Source organism: [Mycoplasma] falconis (assembly GCF_006385795.1).
Taxonomy (GTDB): Bacteria; Bacillota_I; Bacilli_A; order Mycoplasmatales; family Metamycoplasmataceae; genus Metamycoplasma; species Metamycoplasma falconis.
The window spans coordinates 1-19,214 of record NZ_VFSS01000001.1; the positions used below are offsets into that span (position 1 = coordinate 1).

Consider the following 19,214-nt stretch of genomic DNA (forward strand, 5'->3'; position numbering starts at 1 on the left):
AATTAAATCTTATATAGAATGATATAACAACGAAAGATTACAATCAAATTTAAATTGAAAAACACCCCAACAATGTTGAGATGTTTATTCATATTTATAAACTGTCCACAAAAAGTGTCCAAGTTTAGTTATCTCTTGCTTTTTGTTTAAATAATTATTTATTTTTAATACCTAAATTATGACATTTTCTACATCTTGCTTCGTATTCTTGGGTATTGCCTAGCAAATGTGATTCGTCAGATGAAACCTTACGATAACTCGTTGAGGCGGCATGTTGACAAATTACACAAATAGCTTGAAGCTTAGTGACTCTTTCGGCAATAGCTAATAAATTAGGAATTGGTCCAAATGGTTTTCTTAAATAATCTTGATCCAAACCAGCTACTATTACTAAATAACCTTTATTAGCCAAATCATCAGCAACACTCACTAAATCAAGACTAAAAAAATGGGCTTCGTCAATTACAACAGCTTTATATTTATCTAACCTTAAAAGCTGATAAACTTCGTTAATATCACTTAAAACATGGGTTTGATGTTTAACTCCTGCTCGACTTACTATCTCTTTCGAAGAAAATCTCGTATCGAATTGTGGTTTTATCACCAATGGTTTTAATTTTGCATATTCTAGCGTTCTTAATCTTCTTAACAATTCTTCACTTTTCCCCGAAAACATGGGACCAGTTATTACTTCAATCATCCCTTCATTAAAATTTTTATACATATCCCCTCCTTGTTTTTATTATTGTATAATAATAACTAGATATTTTTTAAATATACTTTAATAATTTAGGAGTAAATAATTATGGGTTTAAAAGCCGGAATTGTTGGTCTACCCAACGTTGGAAAAAGTACACTTTTTAGTACCATTACCAAAAAGCAAGTTGAATCATCTAACTATACCTTTACTACGATTGAACCTAATATTTCATCAGTGCCTTTAATCGATCCAAGATTGCAAAAAATTGCCGATATTGTTAAACCAGATAAAATTGTTTGAGCAACATTCGATTTTGTTGATATAGCTGGATTAGTAAAGGGAGCTTCTAAGGGCGAAGGACTGGGCAACAAATTTTTAGCTAATATCAGAGAAGTTGATTTAATAATTCACTTAGTAAGATGTTTTGAAGATAAAAACATCATGCATGTTAATAATTCAGTTGATCCTTTAAGAGATAAAGAAATTATTAATTATGAATTAGCATTTGCTGATTTAGAAACAATAAATAACGTTATTTCAAGAGTTAATAAAAAAGCTAAAAGCGGTGATAAAGAAGCATTGTTAGAATATAACACTGCTTTAAAAATTAAAGATGGTTTAGAAAACAATAAAGCTGTTAGAGAAATCGATCTAAACGAACAAGAAGAAAAATTTATTAAAGGTTTACATTTATTAACAGCTAAACCAATTATTTATGTTGCTAATTTAAGCGGAGAGCAATTTGTAAATCGTGAGCAAGATAAAAACTTTGTTGCTTTAAAAAATTCTTTATTAGAAAATGAAAAATTAATTCCTATTTCAGTTCAATTAGAATCTGAATTAGTAGAAGTAAGCGATGAAGAAAAATTAGAAATGTTAGGAATGTACGGCATAGAAAGAAGTGGTTTGGATTGATTAACTCGTGAGGCTTTTGATTTGCTTAATCTAGAAACTTATTTTACAGCCGGTAAAATAGAAGCAAGAGCCTGAGTTTATCATAAAGGTTGACTAGCTCCTAAATGTGCCGGAGTTATTCACACTGACTTTGAAAAGAAATTTATTAAAGCTGACGTTATTTCTTATGACGATTACATTGCTTTTGAAGGCGAACAAGGAGCTAAAAACGCAGGTAAATTGCGTTCAGAAGGCAAAAACTACGTAATGCAAGACGGTGATGTTTGCCACTTCAAATTTGGAAAATAATAATTAAACTCATTATTGAGTTTTTAATGGGGGTTTAGTACAATGGCAGTATAATGGTCTCCAAAACCAATGATAAGGGTTCGATTCCTTTAACCCCCGCCATATACTTATTTTAAGGATCAAAATGAAAATAAATAAAAATGATTTAATCGCTATTATTTCTTTATCAGACGGTATGTTAGGTGAAGATTTCGCTAAACACGAAGTAGAATTAGCTAATAAAAGGATAAAGGAATTTAATTTAAATTTTATTTATACTCTAAATGCTTTAAAAGGAAGAGATTTTATTTGCAAAAATCCTGATAAAAGAGCCCAAGATTTAATTTGAGCTTTTAATAATCAAGATGTAAAAGCTATAATCAGTGCTATTGGTGGTTTTGATACGTTTAAAACCCTTCCTTTTATTTTAGATAACCCAAATTATATAAAATTAATTAAAGACAATTTAAAGCCATTTATCGGTTATTCTGATACAACAATTAATCATTTAATGTTTAACCATTTAGGTTTACCTTCTTATTACGGAATTTGTGTCGCCACAGATTTAGCAGAATTAGATAAAGAAATGCTTCCATATACTAAACAATCATTTTTAAATCTTTTTGAAGAAAAAGAATGAGCTTATACTTCAAGCGACATTTGATATAACGAAAGAGAAGATTTTTCTATCAATAGTTTAAATAAACCAAGAGAAAGTTTTAAGGAACAAGACGGTTTTATTGAAATTAACGTTAAAGAAGATTTTGAAGGAATTTTAATTGGTGGTTGTGTCGAAAGTATTAATGAATTAATAGTTGGTGAAGAATTTAAACAAGAGGTAATTAATATTAATAAGAAATATCACTTGTTTGATGATAAAACTGATTTTACTAACCGTGTTTTACTTTTAGAAACTTCTGAGGCAAGAATTACACCAGAAAAATTAGAGGAGATGCTAAACAACTTAGCAACAACCGGAGTTTTTAACAAAATTAACGGTATTTTATTTGGTAAACCTCAAAATAATACATATATTTACGAATATAAAGCTATTTTAGAAAAATTAGCTAAAAAATATGATTTACCAATCGTTTATAACATTAACATCGGTCATGCTTATCCAAAAATGCTTTTAAAATTAAATGCTAATGTTAAGTATTTAAAAGATAAAAAGATGATTATTTCTGATAATAAATAATTTTTAAATTGAAGGATATTAATAAAATGAAAAAAAATATTTTTTATTTTTCTTTAATCACGTTGCCAATTTCTATTATTTCTATTAATTCTTGTGAAAAAACAGATAATGAAACTATTATTTTGGACAAAATATTAGAAAAGCATTATATGGAATGAAAAAAAATATATCACAAAAACGATATAGAAGATTTTGCTAAAAAATGGTTGGGTAATTACAAACCAGAAACAGAAAATGAAATTAAGAATTTCTCGAAAGAAATAACAAAAGATATAGAAAAAGAATTAGAAAAAATTTATGATAATGAACAAAAATTATTTTTTTTGAGAAAAATGTATTCTAAAACAGAAGAATTAATTGAAAAAATTGTTGATAGTGAACCTTTATTTAAAAACTATATTCAAAAAATAATAGATGATGTATTGTGGTCAAAAAAAGTAGAATTAAATTTACAAGAAGAAGAAAAATTTATAAAAATTATGTTTTTGTATTATTTAAGTTTTCCTATTTTATATTCATTAGAACAAAAAGCAGAAAAACAATAAAAGAGGTTTTGTGAAATTTAAAAAAATATTAAATAAATTTAGTTTAACGACAGTTTGGATATTTCCTTGTCTTTTGTTAAATTCTTGTAATAATACAGATAATATAAAGAATGAAAAACATTTTTTGGATTCATTAATTGATTATTATTACAAAGATTTTAAATTATTTTATAAACAAGGTTATAACGATAAAATGTTTAAATTTGAAGAAAGAATGCGTAAAGATGCGTATACTGTTTCGGAGATTATCCATTTAACCGGCGAAAATGATTATAACTATAAAGTGGCTAATTTGCTAAATAGAATAAAAAACAGAACCGAGGCTATTAGATTACCAAAAATTCTTAAAAAAAACGACAGAATAGAATTTTTAAAAAGATTAAATAATGAAATAGAAAATAGAATTAATATAGTTATGAAAAATAATCCTGAATTTGTTGAAAATTGAAACAATATTGTAAAGGGAGAAATAAAATTAAGTGAGAAAAAAGCAGAAATTTTTGAAAAAATATATTTCTTATATTTAATAAAAAAATATTGTCGTCCTACATATATAGCAAAAGATTTTAATGAAATAGAAAAAGAGGGATAATAAATAATAAAAAAATCTTCGTTTAAACGAAGATTTTTGTTTTGCATTATTTTAAAAAATTATAGTTTGTCATTAATTGCATTTTTGATAACTTTAACACCTTTGTAAAAGCCACAATATTTACATGCTTGGTGAGGAATAATTTGGTGTTTACATTGTGAACATTCTACCAAGGTTGTTGTTTCTAATGCGTGATGACTTCTTCTTAAATGTTTTCTTTGTTTAGAGGTTTTTCTTTTTGGAACAACTGCCATGATTTCTCCTTTATACTAATTTAATAATTGCCATTTTAGCATTATCACCAGCACGGTTTGCAACTTTAATAATTCTGGTGTATCCACCGTTACGTTCTGCGTATTTTGGTGCTAATACGTCAAATAAGTATTGTAAAGCATCTTTATTTGCAACTTCTGATGGAATGTTTCTTAAAAATGCAGCAGCTTGTCTACGAGTTGCTAAAGTATTTTTCTTACCTAAGGTAATCATTTTTTCAGCATTTGATCTAATTCTTTTTGCTCTTTCAAGAGTGGTTTTTACTTGACCGTGAATTAATAAGTCAGTAACTAAAGATCTTTCCACATGGTTTCATCATTCGGTATTTCTACGAAATACTTGTTTTGGATTTGCCATAATTATTCTCCTTCTTCATTAGTATCTGAAACTGATAGTTCAGCGTTTTCGTCTGCTGATTTTTGATTTCATTCATCTCTTCTGTCAATAATGTCTTGAACTGATTTTTTACCTAAGTTTTTAATGTTTGAAAGTTCTTCGTCACTTAATTTCATAACTTCGTCGATAGTTGCATAACCTGCTCTTCTTAAAGCATTTAGTGAACGAATAGTTAATCCTAAACGGTCGATTGTAACGGTTGCTTTTGGAGTTTTTTCTTTTTTAGCTTCGTTTTCTTCAAATAAGTTAATAGTTTCTAAAGCATCAATGTTACCGATAATTTGGAAGTGAGCTACAATAATTTGGGCCGCTTGATCCATAGCGTCTTTAGCTTCGATAGTACCATCAGTTGTAACTTTAATTTTTAGTGATTCTTCGATAGTTTTTGAAGATGAGTTTAAATCTTCAACATGATAGCCACATTTAGTTACAGGACTAAAATCAGAGTCCATCGCTAAGAAACGACCTTTTTCGATAGTTGATTCTAATTTAGGTCCGTATTCTTCAATAATTTGTTTATTTTCTTCGAAGTCAATAAAGCCACGACCTGTTCTTAAAAATAAATCAAATTGTAAAGATCCGCCATCGCTAATTGTTGCAATGTGTTGGTCTTTATTAACGATTTCTAAACCGTTTGAAACTTCGATATTTGAAGCGGTAATTTCACCTGCTTGGCTTGATTTAAATGAAATTTTAACAATATTATCTTTACCAAAAGCTTCTGGTACATAGGTAAATCTAATTTTACGAATGTTAGCTACTAAGGTAATAGCATCTTCGGTAATGCCTTCGATAGTTTGAAATTCGTGTTCAACATTATTAATTTTAATTGCAAAGGGAGCAACAGAAGTAATAGAAGAAAGCAGAGTTCTTCTTAAAACTGTTCCCATTGTATTACCGTAACCTCTCATTAGAGGTTCGATAACAAAAGTAGTTTCGAAATCATTAACTTTTTCAGCTACTAATTCTTTATAAGTAATTTTTTGAATTTTTTCCATAATACTAATTCCTCTTTCTTTATCTCTTAATTTAATTATGCTCTTTTAAGAATTTTTTTTGGAGGACGAGTACCGTTATGTGGAGTAGGGGTTACGTCTTTTACATCTTTAACGATAAAACCACTGTTTTCAATTTGTTTTCTAGCTGTTGCTTTACCTGGACCAACACCTTTAACTAAAATTGAAACTTCTTTTAGACCAAATTCTTTTGCTTTTTCTACTGCAGCAGCAGCGGCTAAACCAGCTGCATATGGGGTTTTCTTCTTGGTACCTTTATAACCGATAGCACCTGAAGAACTTCATGCAAATACATTTCCTTTAAGATCTGAAAATGAAACAATAGTATTTTGATAGGTTGAGTGAATGTGTGCAATCCCTTGGGTTACAACTTTTTTATTTTTCTTAGCCATTATTATTTACCTTTCTTTCCTGCTATTGTTTTTCTTGGACCTTTTCTTGTTCTTGCATTTTTCTTAGTTGATTGACCACGAACTGGTAATCCTTTTCTGTGTCTCATACCACGGTATGATTTAATTTCCATTAGACGTTTAATATTCATATTGATTTCACGTCTTAAATCACCTTCAGTAACGTAGTTTTTAGCTTCGTCTCTGATACGGGTTAATTCTTCTTCAGTTAAATCTTTAACTCTTTTTTCGCCGTCTACTTTAGCGTCTACTAAGATTTTAGCTGCTAAAGTTCTTCCGATCCCAAAAATATAGGTTAAAGAAATACGCACTTTTTTATTATTTGGAATTTCAATATTTAAAACTCTGGCCATATTTTATCCTTGTCTTTGTTTGTGTTTTGGGTTGATACAGATAACTCTGTTAACACCGTGTCTTTTAATTATTTTACAGTCTTTGCAAATACGTTTAATTGAAGCACGTACTTTCATGTTTTCTCCTTATTTATTTATGTCTGAAAACAATTCTTCCAAGATTTAAATTAACCACAGGAAGTTCAACGTCTACTCTATCTCCTGGGATCATTTTAATGTTGTGAAGTTTCATTTTACCGGAAATAACACACTTTACAACCATGTCGTTATCTAATAAAACTTCATAGTCTTTTGAAGAGTGCATTTTCACAATTTTTCCAGACATTTTAATGGTGTTATTATCTTTTGCGTTTTTTGCCATTTATATGTTATCTCCTGAAAGAATGTAAGCTTGGTCATTATCAATTAAAATTGTTTGTTCATAGTGAGCTGTATTTAATCCATAAGGATCTACTACCGTTCAACCATCATCTTTAACCATTACATTCCGTGATTTTTGTAAAATCATTGGTTCAATACAAATCACCATACCGTTTCTAATAATTGGTCCTGTATTAGGAAGTCCATCATTAAAAACATTAGGATCTTCGTGTAAATTTCTTCCGATACCGTGTCCACAATATTCATCAGGAGTGTAATATCCTGCTTTTTGAATATAAGAACCAATAGCGTAAGATATATCACCAATGCGTTTGCCAACTTTGATTGCATTAAAGCCGGCGTAGAAAGCGTCTTTAGCGACTTGAATTAATTTTTTATCACTAGCTGAGATATTACCTACTCCCTTAGTAAAAGCTGAGTCAGAGTAATATCCTTCATAAATAACGCCAGTATCAATTTTTACAATATCCCCGTCTTTAACAACATAATCAGAAGGAATACCATGAATTAATTCGTCGTTTACGGAAATGCAGCATGTTCCAGGAAACCCGTATTGTCCTAGAAAAGCTGGTTTTCCGCCTCTTTTTCTTATTTCTTTAAAAGCGACGCTATCTATTTCTTTTAAAGAAACGCCTGGACTTATGAAGTCAAACAAAACTGTTTTAACTTCTGCCAAGATGGCGCAGGCTTTTTTGATCCGCTCAATTTCTCATGAAGCTTTAATTATGATCATCCAATAGCCTCTTTTACATCAATATACACTTTATTAAATTCTTGGTAGCTATTAATTTCAATTAGCTTACCTTTTTGACGATAATAGTCAATTAAAATTTTAGTTTGAGAATCGTAGATTTCTAAACGTTTTTTAATTACTTCGGGTTCATCGTCAGCACGTTTAATAACCACGTTTCCACATTTAGTACAAAATTGTCCGTCTTTTGGAGGATATGATTCTAAGTGAAAAATGGTTTTACATGATGAACAAATTCTTCTTTTTGATAATCTTGCGATGATTTGTTCATTAGTTATTTTTAATAAAATAACTTTATCAATTTTAATACTTTTTGCCTCTAAAGTTTGTAAAAAGTCAGCTTGATCTAGTGTTCTTGGATATCCATCTAAGATAAACGGTGTTTTTTTGTTAACTAAATCTAAAAGTCTTTTTTCAACTAGAGCATTTGTGATTTCATCACCAACATATTTTCCTGATGCCAAGATGTTTTTAATTTCCAAACCTAGCGCCGTTTGGCTATTAATTTCTTGTCTAAACATATCACCAGTTGACAGTTGATAATAATCGAAATCCTTAACAAGTAATGATGCTATCGAACCTTTTCCAGCTCCGGGTGCACCAAGAAATATTAAGTTAGGTCTACTGTCATGTTTTGTATCATTAGCGTTTGACATCTGACATGATGATTTAGCATGATCTATCATATTAAATCTTCTTCTTCCTCTCCATACATTTCTTTTAATTCTCTAATCATTCTTCTTTTTCTTGCTAGTTCTTGTGATTTATAACGAGCTTTAATTTGTTGAATAGTTTCATAAGCGGTTGAAACTAAAATCATGATACTAGTACCGCCAAAAGCGATTGAGGCAGGCATACCGGCCATCTGTTGCACAAATTGTAAAGATCCTAAAATCAGTAAATAACCTGATGAGAAGAATGACAATCTTAAAACAATATTTAATAAATATGTTTCAGTTTGGTCTCCGGGTCTAATACCTGGAATAAAAGTACTATTTTTAGCAAAATCTTCACTTATTTTATCAATTTTAGATTGTTGTACTCCTAAAAGAATAGTTAATCCAAAAGTAATAATTACAAATAAGAAAAATCCTAAAGGTTGAGTAAATTGTAAATTTGAATAAACTCAGTGATAGTAATATGAAGTGTTTGGATCAAACATATTAGCAATCATTGTTGGAACGGAAAGTACCATCATCGCGAAGATAATACTCATAATTCCGGCAGGGTTAGCTTTAATTGGTAAAAAGCTTAATTCTTTTTCGTTTTTAGAAAGTCCTGCTCCAACTTGTTGAATTGGGATTCTTCTTTCTGCAATTGTAAAAATAACAACAACAAAAATAGTTAATAAGTAAGCCAAAATGTATACTGAATAATTAATTACTTCACGTAAAACTACGTTGTTTTGTTTAATTGAAGGCATATAGTATTCGAAAGCATGTTTAAAGGTTGGAATTAACCCTGATGCAATACCAGCAAAGATAATAATACTTGTTCCGTTTCCTACCCCTTTATTAGTAATTTGTTCTGATAAAAATAAGGTAAAAAATGAACCAGCAGTTAAAATCATTGGAAGAATAAAATACTGATAAGCAAACATACCTTTAGCACCTAACATTGCAGTAATAGTTGGTGAAAAAGTAATACCGAAGCCTTGACGTGGATTAACCAATGCTTTAATTAATAGTAATGATTGTACTATTGAGAAAACAAAAGTTGCTCCGTAGGTAATAAAATTAATTTTTATCCGGCCTTGCGGTCCAGATTGACTTAGTCGGTGGATGGCCGGAAAAGCCTTAGTTTGTAAAATCATCATAACTAAACTTGATGATATAAAAGGCCCAATTCCTAACGCAACAATGGAGAACCTTCTCAGTCCTCCACCGCCAACTAAATTAAGAATACCAAAGAAATCTCCTTGGGTCAATTGGTTTTGATTAGCTAAATTAACACCTGGAATTGTAATCGTTCCAGCAGCTAGAAAAAGGGTAACGATGAATAAGGTAAACAAGATCTTTTTGAAAAGATCGTGATTTTTCCATCATTCAGATCAGGTGTTACGCTTTTGGGTGAAAAATTTATCAATCGCTAATTTACGTTCTAATCTTTCATCCTCGACGGCTTTTTCTAGTTTTCTTTTTTTAGCCATTATTTAACCTCGATTGTTCCTCCGACTTTTTCAATAGCTTCTTTCGCAGCTACTGATAAGGTAGGGATTTCCACTGTTAATTTTTTGCTTAGATTTCCCTTAGCTAAAATTTTAACAGGAAGGCTACCTTTAATTAAGTTTTTAGCACTTAGAGTTTCGTATGAAACAACGTCGCCGTTTGCATATACTCTTTCTAAGTCTTGTAAGTTAACTACTTGATATTCCACGTGGTTAACATTATTAAAACCACGTTTTGGAATTCTTCTGAATAGTGGTAATTGTCCACCTTCAAATCCTAATCTAACAGTGCTTCTTTTGGTTTGTCCTGATTGTCCTCTACCAGCTTGTTTACCTTTACCAGCAGCGTGACCTCTACCTACACGGTGTTTAACTTGTCTTGCCCCTGGGGTTGGTTTTAAGTTATTTAATTTCATAACTTCTCCTTAAATTATTTAGATAATAAATGTTTAACGTCGATATCACGTAGTTTAGCGATTTCTTCAACGGTTCTAAGTTTTTTAAGAGCTTTAATAGTAGTTAGGACGATGTTTTGTTTTGTTCTTGAACCATAAGTTTTGGTTGAAATATCAGTATAACCTGCTAATTCAACAACAGCACGAACGGTGTTTGAAGCAATAATACCAGCACCTTTAGGAGCAGGACGTAGTTGTACTCTTGAAGCTAAGAATTTTTCTTTTACTTCGTGAGGAATAGTTCCGTTAACTAGTGGAACTGAAAATACATTTTTTTGTGCATCTTTAACAGCTTTTTTAATTGCATCTTGAACTTCGTTTGCTTTACCGTGTCCAAACCCAACTTTACCTTTTTTGTCTCCAACAACTACGTAAGCTGAGAATGAAAATCTACGTCCACCTTTAACAACGGTTGTAACTCTGGCAATATCAATAACTTTTTCTTCGTATTGTTTTGCTTCAACGTTACGAGCAGACGATTTACGATCTGAGAATTGTCTTGGTTTATGTTCTGATTTAGCTTCGTGATTTGATTTAACTTCTTTTTTAGGAGCTGAAACAACTTTGGTTTCTTTTGCTTCTAGTTCTTTTTTCATTTCTTCTGCCATTAGAATTTAATCCCTTCTTCTCTTAATGTATCACAAAATGCTGCTAATTTTCCGTGGTAGATGTAACCTGAACGGTCAAATACGATTTTTTCAATTTTTAATGCTTTTAATTTTGCTGCAAATGCTTTAGCAACTAATTTAACACTTTCGATGTTGTTGCCTTTTTCTGCTAATTGTAAAGTTGATGATGAAGCTAAGGTAACGTGTTCTAAATCGTTAACTGCTTGTGCGTAAAAGTTATGTAATGATTTAAAAACAGTAACTCTTGGAACTTCAGCGGTACCTTGTGATAATCTGTTTCTAATTTTCAAATGTTTATTTTGACGTTTTTGATTTCTTGATAACATTTTCTCTCCTTACAACTACTTAGCAGCAGTTTTTCCTTCTTTACGTCTGATAACTTCATCTTTGTACATAATTCCTTTTCCTGAGTAAGGACTTGGACGTCTGATACCTCTAATATTAGCAGCAAATTCACCGACGGCTTGTTTATCAATACCTGAAATAATAACAATAGTTGGTTTTGGAACTTCAACTTTTAAATTGCTTGGTAAAGCAACGTTAACTGGGTGTGAATAACCCGCGATAACTTCGATTTCATTTCCCTTTAGGGTAGCTTTATAACCAACCCCTTTAATTTCTAATTCTTTTTTGTAACCTTCTGAAACACCGTGTAGCATATTTTTAATATTAGCGTTAGTTGTGCCGTGTAATTGTTTTGTAGTTTTTTCTTCGTTTGTTCTTAGAGTTTTAATTTCATTGTTTTCAACTACAACTTGAATTAATGGTGAGAAAGTGTATTCTAATTGACCTAATTTACCTTTAACTGTGATGTGGTTAGCGTTTAATTCAACTTCAACACCAGCTGGAATAGCTAGTACTCTTTTACCAATTCTAGACATAACTATCAAACGAAAGCAATAACTTCGCCACCAACGTTGGCTTTTCTTGCTTCTTTATCAGTTAATAAACCTTTAGAAGTTGAGATAATAGCTGTACCGTAACCACTTAAAACTCTTGGAAGTTTTTCACTTGGTAAATAAACTTTTAGACCTGGTTTAGAAACTTTTTTAAGTCCACTAATTGCTGATTGATTTTGGTTCATTCCTTTGTATTTTAAGGTTATTTTAATTTGTTTGAATTTACCTTTTTCTTCGATAACTTCAAAGTTTGTAATGTAACCTTCGTTTTTAATAATTTCCAAAATCTTTTCTTTTTTGTTTGAATGAGGTAAAACAACTTCGTGATATTTTCTTGAAATTGCGTTTTTCATTCTAACAAACATATCTGCTATTGGATCAATAATAATAGCCATAATTATCAGCTCGCTTTCTTTACACCAGGAATTTTTCCTTCGTGTGCTAATTCTCTAAAACAAATTCTACAAATTTTATATTTTCTTAAAACAGCGTGTACCCGACCACAGATTTGACATCTTGTGTATTTTCTAACAGCAAATTTAGGTTCACGTTCGGCTTTAACCATTAATGCTTTTCTTGCCATATACTATCTCCTTGTTAGTTGTTACCTTTTGCAAAAGGCATTCCTAGGTGTTTTAATAATGAATAAGCTTCTTTGTTGCTTTTTGCATTAGTTACAATGATTACGTCCATACCTTTTAATTTACGGATTTTATCAAATGAAATTTCAGGGAAAATAATTTCTTCTTTAATACCGATAGCGTAGTTTCCACGACCATCAAAGCTTTTGGTTGATGTACCGTTGAAATCACGTACCCGTGGTAAAGCAACATTAATTAATTTAGTTAAAAATGATCACATTTTTTCTCTTCTTAAAGTTACTTTTCCACCCATTGGCATACCTTCACGTAGTTTTCATGAAGCCAATGATTTTTTAGCTACTGTTTGAGCTGGTTTTTGACCAGTAATTTGAGCAAGTTCGGTCATAACTTCTTCGATAGCTTTTGAGTTAGAAACTTCGTTACCAGCTGTCATGTTAATAACGATTTTAACTAGTTTTGGAGCTTGCATAACACTGGTGTAGCCGAATTCCTTAACTAGTTCTGGACGAATTTCGTTTAAGTATTTTTGTTCTAAAGCTAATTTTTCTTGTTTTGCCATATATCTCTCCTAACTAGATTGTTTTGTTTAATTTTTTCATGTATCTTTGTTTCTTACCAGTTTTGCTATCTACTTTAAATCCAATTTTAGTTCCGATTGAGTGTTCACCTTGAGCTGCTTTTTTAGCTAGGTAAGCCACGTTTGAAACGTGAACTGGAAATTCTTTTTTCTCAATTTTACCTTCGGTATTTTCTTGTGAAGGTTTGTGGTGTTTGGTTTTCATGTTGATTTCTTTTAAGAGAACAGTTTGTTTTTTAACGTTTGTTGATAAAACGGCAGCAAATTTACCTTTGTCTTTACCTGAGATAATTAAAACCATATCATTTTTCTTAATTTTAGCTTGAGCCATTATAAAACCTCCGGTGCTAAAGAAACAACTTTTAAATATCCTTTGTCACGTAATTCTCTGGCAACAGGTCCAAATACCCGAGTACCTCTTAATGAACCATCTTCTTTAATTAAAACAACGGCGTTGTCATCAAATCTGATGTATGAACCATTTTCTCTGGCAACTCCTCTTTTTGTTCTAACGATAAGTGCTTTAACAACTTGACCTTCTTTAACAACACCATTAGGAATAGCTTTTTTAACTGTAACAACTACAACGTCACCGATGTTAGTTGATCTAACGATAGATCCTCCAAGGTTCTTGATGATCATAACTTCTTTTGCACCTGAGTTGTCAGCTACATTACATCTAGAAAATTCACTAAGCATTTTCGTTTCCTCCAATAGCGTGAGATCTAATTTCAACTAATCTAAAGTGTTTGGTTTTTGAAAGTGGTCTAGTTTCTTGAATTTTAACAACGTCACCGATTTTAGCTTCGTTTCTTTCATCATGAACTGCAAATTTCTTTGATTTTTTGAAACGTTTTGAGTATAATGGGTGTTTTTCGTAAGTTTCAACAACTACGGTAATAGTTTTGTTGTTTTTAGTAGATACAACAGTACCAACTAAAGTTTTACGACGATTTTCTCTAATTTGTGCTTCCATTATTCTTGTTCTCCTTCGGCTTGTTTTTTGTTAATAGCTGTTAAAACTCTAGCAATATCTTTTTTAACTGAATCAATTTTGTGAGTTGATTGAAGTTGTCTGGTTGCATTTTTAAAACGTAATGAGAATAATTCTGCTTTTAATTCAGCTAATTGTTCTTTTAGTTCCTTGATTGATTTTTTAACTAATTCTTGGTAAGACATTATTTGTCCTCCTTGGTTTCTTTAGATACGATTTTTCAGGTAACTGGTAATTTATGTCCACCTAATCTTAAAGCGTCTTTCATAGTGTCAACGGTGTTACCGCTAACTTCAAACATAACTGTTCCTTCTTTGACAACTGCGAATCATTGGTCAGGGCTACCTTTACCAGAACCCATACGAACTCCGATAGGTTTTGAGGTTTTAGACATGTGTGGGAAAATTTTAATAATAACTTTTCCTTCACGACCCATACGACGAGTAATCGCAATACGGGCAGCTTCGATTTGTCTTGCACTAACTCATGCTGAAGAAGTTGATTTTAAACCAAATTCTCCAAAAGTTACAGTGTTATTTCTGTGAGCTTTAACTTTGTCGTGACGGATACGAAACATTTTTCTGTGTTTAGTTCTTTTTGGTTGAAGCATGCTTTTCACCGTCCCTTCTTGGTCTTCTTGCTCTTGGTTTTTCTTCTAGTAAGTTTTCTTGGTTATTATCTTTGTTTAAAATTTCTCCTAGAGAAACTCAAACTTTAACCCCTAGAATACCATATGTAGTTTTAGCTGTTGTAACAGCATAATCAACATCTTGTCTTAATGTGTGAAGTTTCATTTCTCCTTCGGTATATCCTTCGGTTCTAGCCATATCAACACCATTTAAACGACCTGATACAGAAGTTTTAATACCTTTAGCTCCTGCTTTCATTGCACTTCTAATTGCAAATTTTTGCGCAAGTCTGAAACTTCCACGGTTTTCTAATTTAACTGCAATATTTTCAGCTAATAATCTTGCATTTAAATCTGGTTTTTTAAGTTCGATTACTTCTAAAGTAATGTCGGCATTTTTGTTTTTAATTGCTTTTTTAAGTTCTAAGGTTAAAGCTTTAACGTTTTCACCATTAGTTCCTAAAAATGCAGCTGGTTTAGCGGTGTGTACATAAACAATAATGTGGTTGTTTTGATCTCTTTTGATTTGAACATTACCAATTAAGTATTCACGTACTTTTGAATCTAAGAAGTCATAGATTTTTTGGTCTTCTAATAATAATTTAGCAAAGTCTTTTTTATCTGAATATCAAGTAGTATTGTGGTTTTTAGTAATACCGTAACGGAAACCATTTGGATTAACTTTTTGACCCATTATTTATCTCCTTTAACGCTTTCTAATGAAGGCATTTCTGATAATTCGATGTAAAAATGACTTGTTCTTTTTAGAATAGGGTATGCTCTACCTCTTGAGTGTGGTTGGAATCTTTTTAGAGTAGGTCCTTCGTTTACAAGTAGTTTTGAAATAACCAATTTAGTTGCATCTAAACCTGCGTTATTAGTTGCGTTAGCAATTGCAGAGTTTAATAGTTTTAGAAGAATTTTTGATGATTTTTTGAAAGTAGTTTCTAGAATAACTAATGCTTGAGTAGTAGTTTTATAACGAATTAAATCAGCAACTAGTCTAGCTTTTCTTGCTGATACTCTTTGCATCTTAACTGATGCTTTAACAACTTCAGCCATTATTTTTTACCTTTATCTGCACCGTGACCGTTAAAGGTTCTTGTTGGTGAGAATTCTCCTAATTTATGTCCTACCATGTCATTAGTTACAAACACATCGATAAATGCGTGTCCGTTGTGAACTTGGAATGTTAGACCAATGAAGTTAGGGTAAATTGTTGAACGTCTTGATCAGGTTTTGATTGGACGTTTAGGTGCATTACCTTCAACAATAGCCACTACTTTTTTCATTAAGTGATCATCAACGAATGGAGCTTTTTTTAATGAACGTGCCATTATTTATTTTCCTTTCTTCTTCTAATAATGAATTGATTTGATGCTTTCTTGGTTGCTCTTGTTTTAACTCCAAGTGCTTTTTTACCTCATGGAGTCATAGGACTTTTTCTACCGATAGGTTGTCTACCTTCACCACCACCATGAGGGTGATCGTTAGGGTTCATAGCTGAACCACGAACGGTAGGTCTGATTCCTCTTAATCTATTTCTTCCGGCTTTACCAATATTTACAAGTGAGTGTTCTTCGTTACCAACTTCACCGATAGTTGCACGACAAATACCTAGAACTTTTCTAACTTCACCTGATTTTAATCTTAGAATTACATATCTTCCAGATTCATCTTTACCTAAGATTTGAGCTGATGATCCAGCTGATCTAGCGATAATTCCACCTTGTTTAGGTTGTAATTCAATGTTGTGAACAAATGTACCTTCAGGCATGTTGATTAAAGGCATGTGGTTACCTACTTGGATATCAACATTTTCTCCTGAGACAACAACTTGTCCAACTTTAATACCTTTAGGGCTGATAATATATCTTTTTTCCCCATCAGCGTAAACAACTAATGAAATATTTGCTGACCTATTTGGGTCGTATTCAATAGTTCTAACGGTTCCAGGAATTAAATCTTTATCGTAACGTTTGAAATCGATAATACGATAAAATCTTTTTAATCTCCCACCGTGGTGACGGGTAGTAATTTTACCTTGATTATTTCTTCCAGCATGAGTAGGAAGTTTAACAAGCAATGATTTTTCTGGTTTGTGTCCAGTTAAGTTTGCTTGATAGTCAAGAGAAGACATATTACGGCGACCATTGGTATATGCTTTAAACTTTTTAATAGCCATAATTTCTCCGTTTCTTAAAAATATTTATTTCTTTTAAGAATTATTCTTTTAGTAAATTGTTTAATAAATTAACCTTATATTTAAGCAAGATTAATTATTTATTTTTCTTTTCTTCAGCTTTTTTAATTTTTTCAGCTGCTTTTAATTCAGCTTCTGATAATTCAGCAGATTTTTCTTCTGCTTTAACGGTTTCTTTTTTAGCTTCTTCAACTTCTTTTAAAGCTTCTTTTGCTTCGTCAGCAAAAATAACAATTTTAGAAGTAGGATCTAAGCTAACAATCGCTTTTTTGTAAGCACTTTTGAAACCAACAAATTTACCTAATCTAGCAGGTTTTTTGTCATAGTTAGCAATGTTAACTTTTAAAACTTTAACATCGAAGATAAATTCGATCGCTTTTCTAATTTCAACTTTATTAGCTCTTCTGTCAACTACGAATGTATAAACGTTGTTGTTTGATCTAGCAATTTCTGATTTTTCAGTAATAACTGGATATTTAATAACTTCATTAATATTCATTATTTAGCCATCCCTTCTAATACTTTAACATCATCAGAACCAATAATTAGAACATCAGCTGCTAGTAATGCTTCAACTGATAAGCTAGTTACTTTGGTTACATGAACGTTTGGTAAGTTTCTTGCTGACATAAATACTGTGTTATCTGATGAAACTAATAAAATGTTGTTTAAATTGATTAAATTATCTTTGTTTAATTCAACTAATAAACCTTTAGTTGAGATTTTGTCTAACTTGATTTCTTTTACTAAAACCGCTTTGTCGTTAGCAAGTAATGTTAAAGCTGAGAATAAAGCATTTCTACGTGCTTTTTTGTTAATTTTTAGATTGTAGTTTCTTTCGGTTGTAGGTCCAAATGCTTTACCACCACCAACAAAGATTGGTGATCTTAAAGATCCGGCTCTCGCATTACCTGTATGTTTTTGAGCTCATGGTTTTTTACCAGTTCCACTAACTTCTGCTCTTGATTTAACTTTATGAGTAGCTAAACGTTTTGCTCCTCTTTCGGCTAAAATCGCATCGAAGATTGCTTGACTGTAAACTTTTTCTAAACCAAAAACATTTTTAGGTAAGTTATCTGAACTAAATGAAGTGTGTTCAGTGTTTGTTTTCTTAACAGATGCAGCTGGTTTTTTAGAAGCAGATTTGTCAACTAAGTTTTCTTTTTCAATAAAAGTAATAGCTTCGTGGTTTTCAACTTTAGCTTCGGTTACTTTTGATACGATAACTCTAGCTTTTTCTAAATTAACAGATCCACGGTATGCACCATCACGGTGGAATCATACTCTAGCATCGTTTTTAGATTTTTCAGCAACTTTAATAAATTCTTCAACAGCGTCGGTAAAGTTTTTAAAGTTACCTGAAATTTTTTGATTTGCTTTCTTAAAGTTAAAAGTTACATTTCTTTCGTCATCAAATTTTTCAGAAATATAGAATTTATCTAATCCACTTTTAGCTGGCATTATTTTTCTCCTTCTGCTTTAGCGATAGCTTCATCTAAAGCTGCTTTCATTTCTTTTAATGACATTTCCATATTTAACTCTAAGTTGTATTTTTTAGCATGTTCAAAAATTTCATTTTTAGCAAGAGCTTCTTTTAAGTTAACAAGTTCGATAGCTTCTTTTCTTTGTACTGATTTCTTAGCATTTTTAATTACTAATAAAGCACCTTTAGCACCTGGTACGCTACCTTTAACTAATAATAGTTGGTTGTCAGCGTCACCTTTAACAACTGTTAAGTTTTGAATTGTAACTTGTTCTGCTCCTAGGTGTCCAGGCATGGTCATACCTTTTCAAACTCTGTTTCCAGAGATATCACCTAAAGAACCAGTTTGTCTGATAGGTTGAGATCCCCCACCACCACCGTGAGATTTAGGACCAATGTGTTGGTTTCATCTTTTAATGGTTCCGGCAAATCCTTTTCCTTTTGATATAGCTGTAACGTCAACAACGTCACCTGAGGTGAACAATGAAGCATCTACAGTGTCACCTAAGTTATATCCAGACATATCACGGATTTCTTTAACGAAGCGCTTAGGTGTTGTGTTAGCTAGTTTGAAATGGTTAATTTCAGGTTTTTTAACACGTGAAGATTTTTTATCTTCGGTTGATAGTTGGGTTGCAACATAACCGTTTTTTTCTTCGGTTAAAACTTGGGTAACAACATTTGGTTTAACTTCTATTACAGTAACAGGAATTAATTTACCTTCGGCTGTAAATAGTTGAGTCATTCCAACTTTTCTTCCTAAGATTCCTTTCATGATTT

The 19,214-nt window shown here is 31.4% G+C and carries 35 protein-coding genes and 1 tRNA gene; 6 read left to right on the top strand and 30 right to left on the bottom strand.

All coding sequences use genetic code 4. From position 1 onward, the window contains the following. A partial coding sequence (locus FJO69_RS07675) for an IS3 family transposase (RefSeq protein WP_368853734.1) occupies positions 1-100 on the top strand: 100 nt, incomplete at its 5' end. Between the two features lie 54 nt (positions 101-154). Here the strand turns inward: FJO69_RS07675 and FJO69_RS00005 are convergent. After that, the gene (locus tag FJO69_RS00005; RefSeq protein ID WP_140780960.1) at positions 155-724 is read right to left on the bottom strand and encodes a thymidine kinase; all 570 of its coding nucleotides are present in this window, start codon (positions 722-724) and stop codon (positions 155-157) included. Between the two features lie 81 nt (positions 725-805). On the opposite strand from FJO69_RS00005, the gene ychF reads away from it, so the two are divergent. The 5 genes from ychF (at position 806) to FJO69_RS00030 (ending at position 4,217) form a co-directional block, all read left to right on the top strand. Then, positions 806-1,903: a redox-regulated ATPase YchF gene (gene ychF, locus FJO69_RS06305; protein WP_140780961.1), complete on the top strand. Its 1,098-nt coding sequence runs from the start codon at positions 806-808 to the stop codon at positions 1,901-1,903. 28 nt (positions 1,904-1,931) lie between these two features. Then, positions 1,932-2,005: transfer RNA gene (locus tag FJO69_RS00015), tRNA-Trp, on the top strand. A gap of 22 nt (positions 2,006-2,027) precedes the next feature. Further along, positions 2,028-3,080: a S66 family peptidase gene (locus FJO69_RS06310; RefSeq protein ID WP_140780962.1), complete on the top strand. Its 1,053-nt coding sequence runs from the start codon at positions 2,028-2,030 to the stop codon at positions 3,078-3,080. A gap of 26 nt (positions 3,081-3,106) precedes the next feature. Beyond that, positions 3,107-3,625 carry a hypothetical protein gene (locus tag FJO69_RS00025; RefSeq protein WP_140780963.1) on the top strand — a complete coding sequence of 173 codons (519 nt, stop codon included), beginning with the start codon at positions 3,107-3,109 and terminating at the stop codon, positions 3,623-3,625. Between the two features lie 124 nt (positions 3,626-3,749). Then, positions 3,750-4,217, top strand: coding sequence for a hypothetical protein (locus FJO69_RS00030; protein ID WP_140780964.1), 468 nt, complete (start codon positions 3,750-3,752; stop codon positions 4,215-4,217). A 59-nt stretch (positions 4,218-4,276) separates the two neighbouring features. Here FJO69_RS00030 and rpmF read toward each other — a convergent pair whose 3' ends face one another. The 29 genes from rpmF to rplC all read right to left on the bottom strand — a co-directional run bounded on the left by rpmF (position 4,277) and on the right by rplC (position 19,209). Beyond that, positions 4,277-4,471, bottom strand: a complete 195-nt coding sequence (gene rpmF, locus FJO69_RS00035) for a 50S ribosomal protein L32 (RefSeq protein ID WP_140780965.1) — start codon at positions 4,469-4,471, stop codon at positions 4,277-4,279. 10 nt (positions 4,472-4,481) lie between these two features. Then, on the bottom strand, positions 4,482-4,847 hold the full coding sequence (gene rplQ, locus FJO69_RS00040) for a 50S ribosomal protein L17 (protein WP_140780966.1): 366 nt from the start codon (positions 4,845-4,847) through the stop codon (positions 4,482-4,484). 2 nt (positions 4,848-4,849) lie between these two features. Beyond that, positions 4,850-5,884 (bottom strand): DNA-directed RNA polymerase subunit alpha, encoded by a 1,035-nt coding sequence (locus tag FJO69_RS00045; RefSeq protein WP_140780967.1) that lies wholly within the window; start codon positions 5,882-5,884, stop codon positions 4,850-4,852. A gap of 35 nt (positions 5,885-5,919) precedes the next feature. Next, positions 5,920-6,294: a 30S ribosomal protein S11 gene (gene rpsK / locus FJO69_RS00050; protein ID WP_140780968.1), complete on the bottom strand. Its 375-nt coding sequence runs from the start codon at positions 6,292-6,294 to the stop codon at positions 5,920-5,922. A gap of 2 nt (positions 6,295-6,296) precedes the next feature. Then, the gene (gene rpsM / locus FJO69_RS00055; RefSeq protein WP_140780969.1) at positions 6,297-6,665 is read right to left on the bottom strand and encodes a 30S ribosomal protein S13; all 369 of its coding nucleotides are present in this window, start codon (positions 6,663-6,665) and stop codon (positions 6,297-6,299) included. 3 nt (positions 6,666-6,668) lie between these two features. Next, positions 6,669-6,782: a 50S ribosomal protein L36 gene (gene rpmJ / locus FJO69_RS00060; RefSeq protein WP_002881082.1), complete on the bottom strand. Its 114-nt coding sequence runs from the start codon at positions 6,780-6,782 to the stop codon at positions 6,669-6,671. A gap of 13 nt (positions 6,783-6,795) precedes the next feature. Next, positions 6,796-7,026, bottom strand: coding sequence for a translation initiation factor IF-1 (infA, locus tag FJO69_RS00065; RefSeq protein WP_140780970.1), 231 nt, complete (start codon positions 7,024-7,026; stop codon positions 6,796-6,798). Beyond that, on the bottom strand, positions 7,027-7,779 hold the full coding sequence (gene map, locus FJO69_RS00070) for a type I methionyl aminopeptidase (protein WP_140780971.1): 753 nt from the start codon (positions 7,777-7,779) through the stop codon (positions 7,027-7,029). Continuing rightward, the gene (locus FJO69_RS00075; protein WP_277872270.1) at positions 7,770-8,483 is read right to left on the bottom strand and encodes an adenylate kinase; all 714 of its coding nucleotides are present in this window, start codon (positions 8,481-8,483) and stop codon (positions 7,770-7,772) included. Before FJO69_RS00075 ends, map begins: the two co-directional genes overlap by 10 nt. Further along, positions 8,477-9,946 carry a preprotein translocase subunit SecY gene (gene secY, locus FJO69_RS00080; protein ID WP_140780972.1) on the bottom strand — a complete coding sequence of 490 codons (1,470 nt, stop codon included), beginning with the start codon at positions 9,944-9,946 and terminating at the stop codon, positions 8,477-8,479. The genes FJO69_RS00075 and secY overlap by 7 nt, the downstream gene beginning before the upstream one ends. Continuing rightward, a complete protein-coding gene (rplO, locus tag FJO69_RS00085; RefSeq protein ID WP_140780973.1) occupies positions 9,946-10,380 on the bottom strand; it encodes a 50S ribosomal protein L15 in 435 nt (144 codons plus the stop codon). Before rplO ends, secY begins: the two co-directional genes overlap by 1 nt. A 14-nt stretch (positions 10,381-10,394) precedes the next feature. Continuing rightward, the gene (gene rpsE, locus FJO69_RS00090) at positions 10,395-11,027 is read right to left on the bottom strand and encodes a 30S ribosomal protein S5 (protein ID WP_140780974.1); all 633 of its coding nucleotides are present in this window, start codon (positions 11,025-11,027) and stop codon (positions 10,395-10,397) included. Next, positions 11,027-11,374, bottom strand: coding sequence for a 50S ribosomal protein L18 (gene rplR / locus FJO69_RS00095; protein WP_140780975.1), 348 nt, complete (start codon positions 11,372-11,374; stop codon positions 11,027-11,029). Before rplR ends, rpsE begins: the two co-directional genes overlap by 1 nt. 15 nt (positions 11,375-11,389) lie before the next feature. Then, positions 11,390-11,929, bottom strand: a complete 540-nt coding sequence (rplF, locus tag FJO69_RS00100) for a 50S ribosomal protein L6 (protein WP_140780976.1) — start codon at positions 11,927-11,929, stop codon at positions 11,390-11,392. A 2-nt stretch (positions 11,930-11,931) separates the two neighbouring features. Continuing rightward, positions 11,932-12,342 (bottom strand): 30S ribosomal protein S8, encoded by a 411-nt coding sequence (gene rpsH / locus FJO69_RS00105; RefSeq protein ID WP_140780977.1) that lies wholly within the window; start codon positions 12,340-12,342, stop codon positions 11,932-11,934. A gap of 2 nt (positions 12,343-12,344) precedes the next feature. Further along, positions 12,345-12,530 (bottom strand): type Z 30S ribosomal protein S14, encoded by a 186-nt coding sequence (locus FJO69_RS00110; RefSeq protein ID WP_140780978.1) that lies wholly within the window; start codon positions 12,528-12,530, stop codon positions 12,345-12,347. Between the two features lie 14 nt (positions 12,531-12,544). Continuing rightward, complete coding sequence (gene rplE / locus FJO69_RS00115) at positions 12,545-13,108, bottom strand: 50S ribosomal protein L5 (protein ID WP_140780979.1); 564 nt, start codon at positions 13,106-13,108, stop codon at positions 12,545-12,547. A gap of 13 nt (positions 13,109-13,121) precedes the next feature. Further along, complete coding sequence (gene rplX / locus FJO69_RS00120) at positions 13,122-13,457, bottom strand: 50S ribosomal protein L24 (RefSeq protein ID WP_140780980.1); 336 nt, start codon at positions 13,455-13,457, stop codon at positions 13,122-13,124. Further along, on the bottom strand, positions 13,457-13,825 hold the full coding sequence (gene rplN, locus FJO69_RS00125; protein WP_140780981.1) for a 50S ribosomal protein L14: 369 nt from the start codon (positions 13,823-13,825) through the stop codon (positions 13,457-13,459). The genes rplX and rplN overlap by 1 nt, the downstream gene beginning before the upstream one ends. After that, a complete protein-coding gene (rpsQ, locus tag FJO69_RS00130; protein ID WP_140780982.1) occupies positions 13,818-14,102 on the bottom strand; it encodes a 30S ribosomal protein S17 in 285 nt (94 codons plus the stop codon). The genes rplN and rpsQ overlap by 8 nt, the downstream gene beginning before the upstream one ends. Beyond that, the gene (rpmC, locus tag FJO69_RS00135; protein WP_140780983.1) at positions 14,102-14,305 is read right to left on the bottom strand and encodes a 50S ribosomal protein L29; all 204 of its coding nucleotides are present in this window, start codon (positions 14,303-14,305) and stop codon (positions 14,102-14,104) included. The genes rpsQ and rpmC overlap by 1 nt, the downstream gene beginning before the upstream one ends. Then, on the bottom strand, positions 14,305-14,730 hold the full coding sequence (gene rplP / locus FJO69_RS00140; RefSeq protein WP_140780984.1) for a 50S ribosomal protein L16: 426 nt from the start codon (positions 14,728-14,730) through the stop codon (positions 14,305-14,307). Before rplP ends, rpmC begins: the two co-directional genes overlap by 1 nt. After that, positions 14,708-15,442 (bottom strand): 30S ribosomal protein S3, encoded by a 735-nt coding sequence (rpsC, locus tag FJO69_RS00145; protein WP_140780985.1) that lies wholly within the window; start codon positions 15,440-15,442, stop codon positions 14,708-14,710. The genes rplP and rpsC overlap by 23 nt, the downstream gene beginning before the upstream one ends. Next, complete coding sequence (gene rplV, locus FJO69_RS00150; RefSeq protein WP_140780986.1) at positions 15,442-15,810, bottom strand: 50S ribosomal protein L22; 369 nt, start codon at positions 15,808-15,810, stop codon at positions 15,442-15,444. The genes rpsC and rplV overlap by 1 nt, the downstream gene beginning before the upstream one ends. Next, positions 15,810-16,085 (bottom strand): 30S ribosomal protein S19, encoded by a 276-nt coding sequence (gene rpsS / locus FJO69_RS00155; RefSeq protein WP_140780987.1) that lies wholly within the window; start codon positions 16,083-16,085, stop codon positions 15,810-15,812. The genes rplV and rpsS overlap by 1 nt, the downstream gene beginning before the upstream one ends. Next, positions 16,085-16,933 carry a 50S ribosomal protein L2 gene (gene rplB, locus FJO69_RS00160; protein ID WP_140780988.1) on the bottom strand — a complete coding sequence of 283 codons (849 nt, stop codon included), beginning with the start codon at positions 16,931-16,933 and terminating at the stop codon, positions 16,085-16,087. The genes rpsS and rplB overlap by 1 nt, the downstream gene beginning before the upstream one ends. 94 nt (positions 16,934-17,027) lie before the next feature. After that, positions 17,028-17,450, bottom strand: a complete 423-nt coding sequence (rplW, locus tag FJO69_RS00165; RefSeq protein WP_140780989.1) for a 50S ribosomal protein L23 — start codon at positions 17,448-17,450, stop codon at positions 17,028-17,030. Next, on the bottom strand, positions 17,450-18,412 hold the full coding sequence (rplD, locus tag FJO69_RS06315) for a 50S ribosomal protein L4 (protein WP_140780990.1): 963 nt from the start codon (positions 18,410-18,412) through the stop codon (positions 17,450-17,452). The genes rplW and rplD overlap by 1 nt, the downstream gene beginning before the upstream one ends. Further along, positions 18,412-19,209, bottom strand: coding sequence for a 50S ribosomal protein L3 (rplC, locus tag FJO69_RS06320; protein ID WP_140780991.1), 798 nt, complete (start codon positions 19,207-19,209; stop codon positions 18,412-18,414). The genes rplD and rplC overlap by 1 nt, the downstream gene beginning before the upstream one ends. Positions 19,210-19,214: the final 5 nt, after the last annotated feature.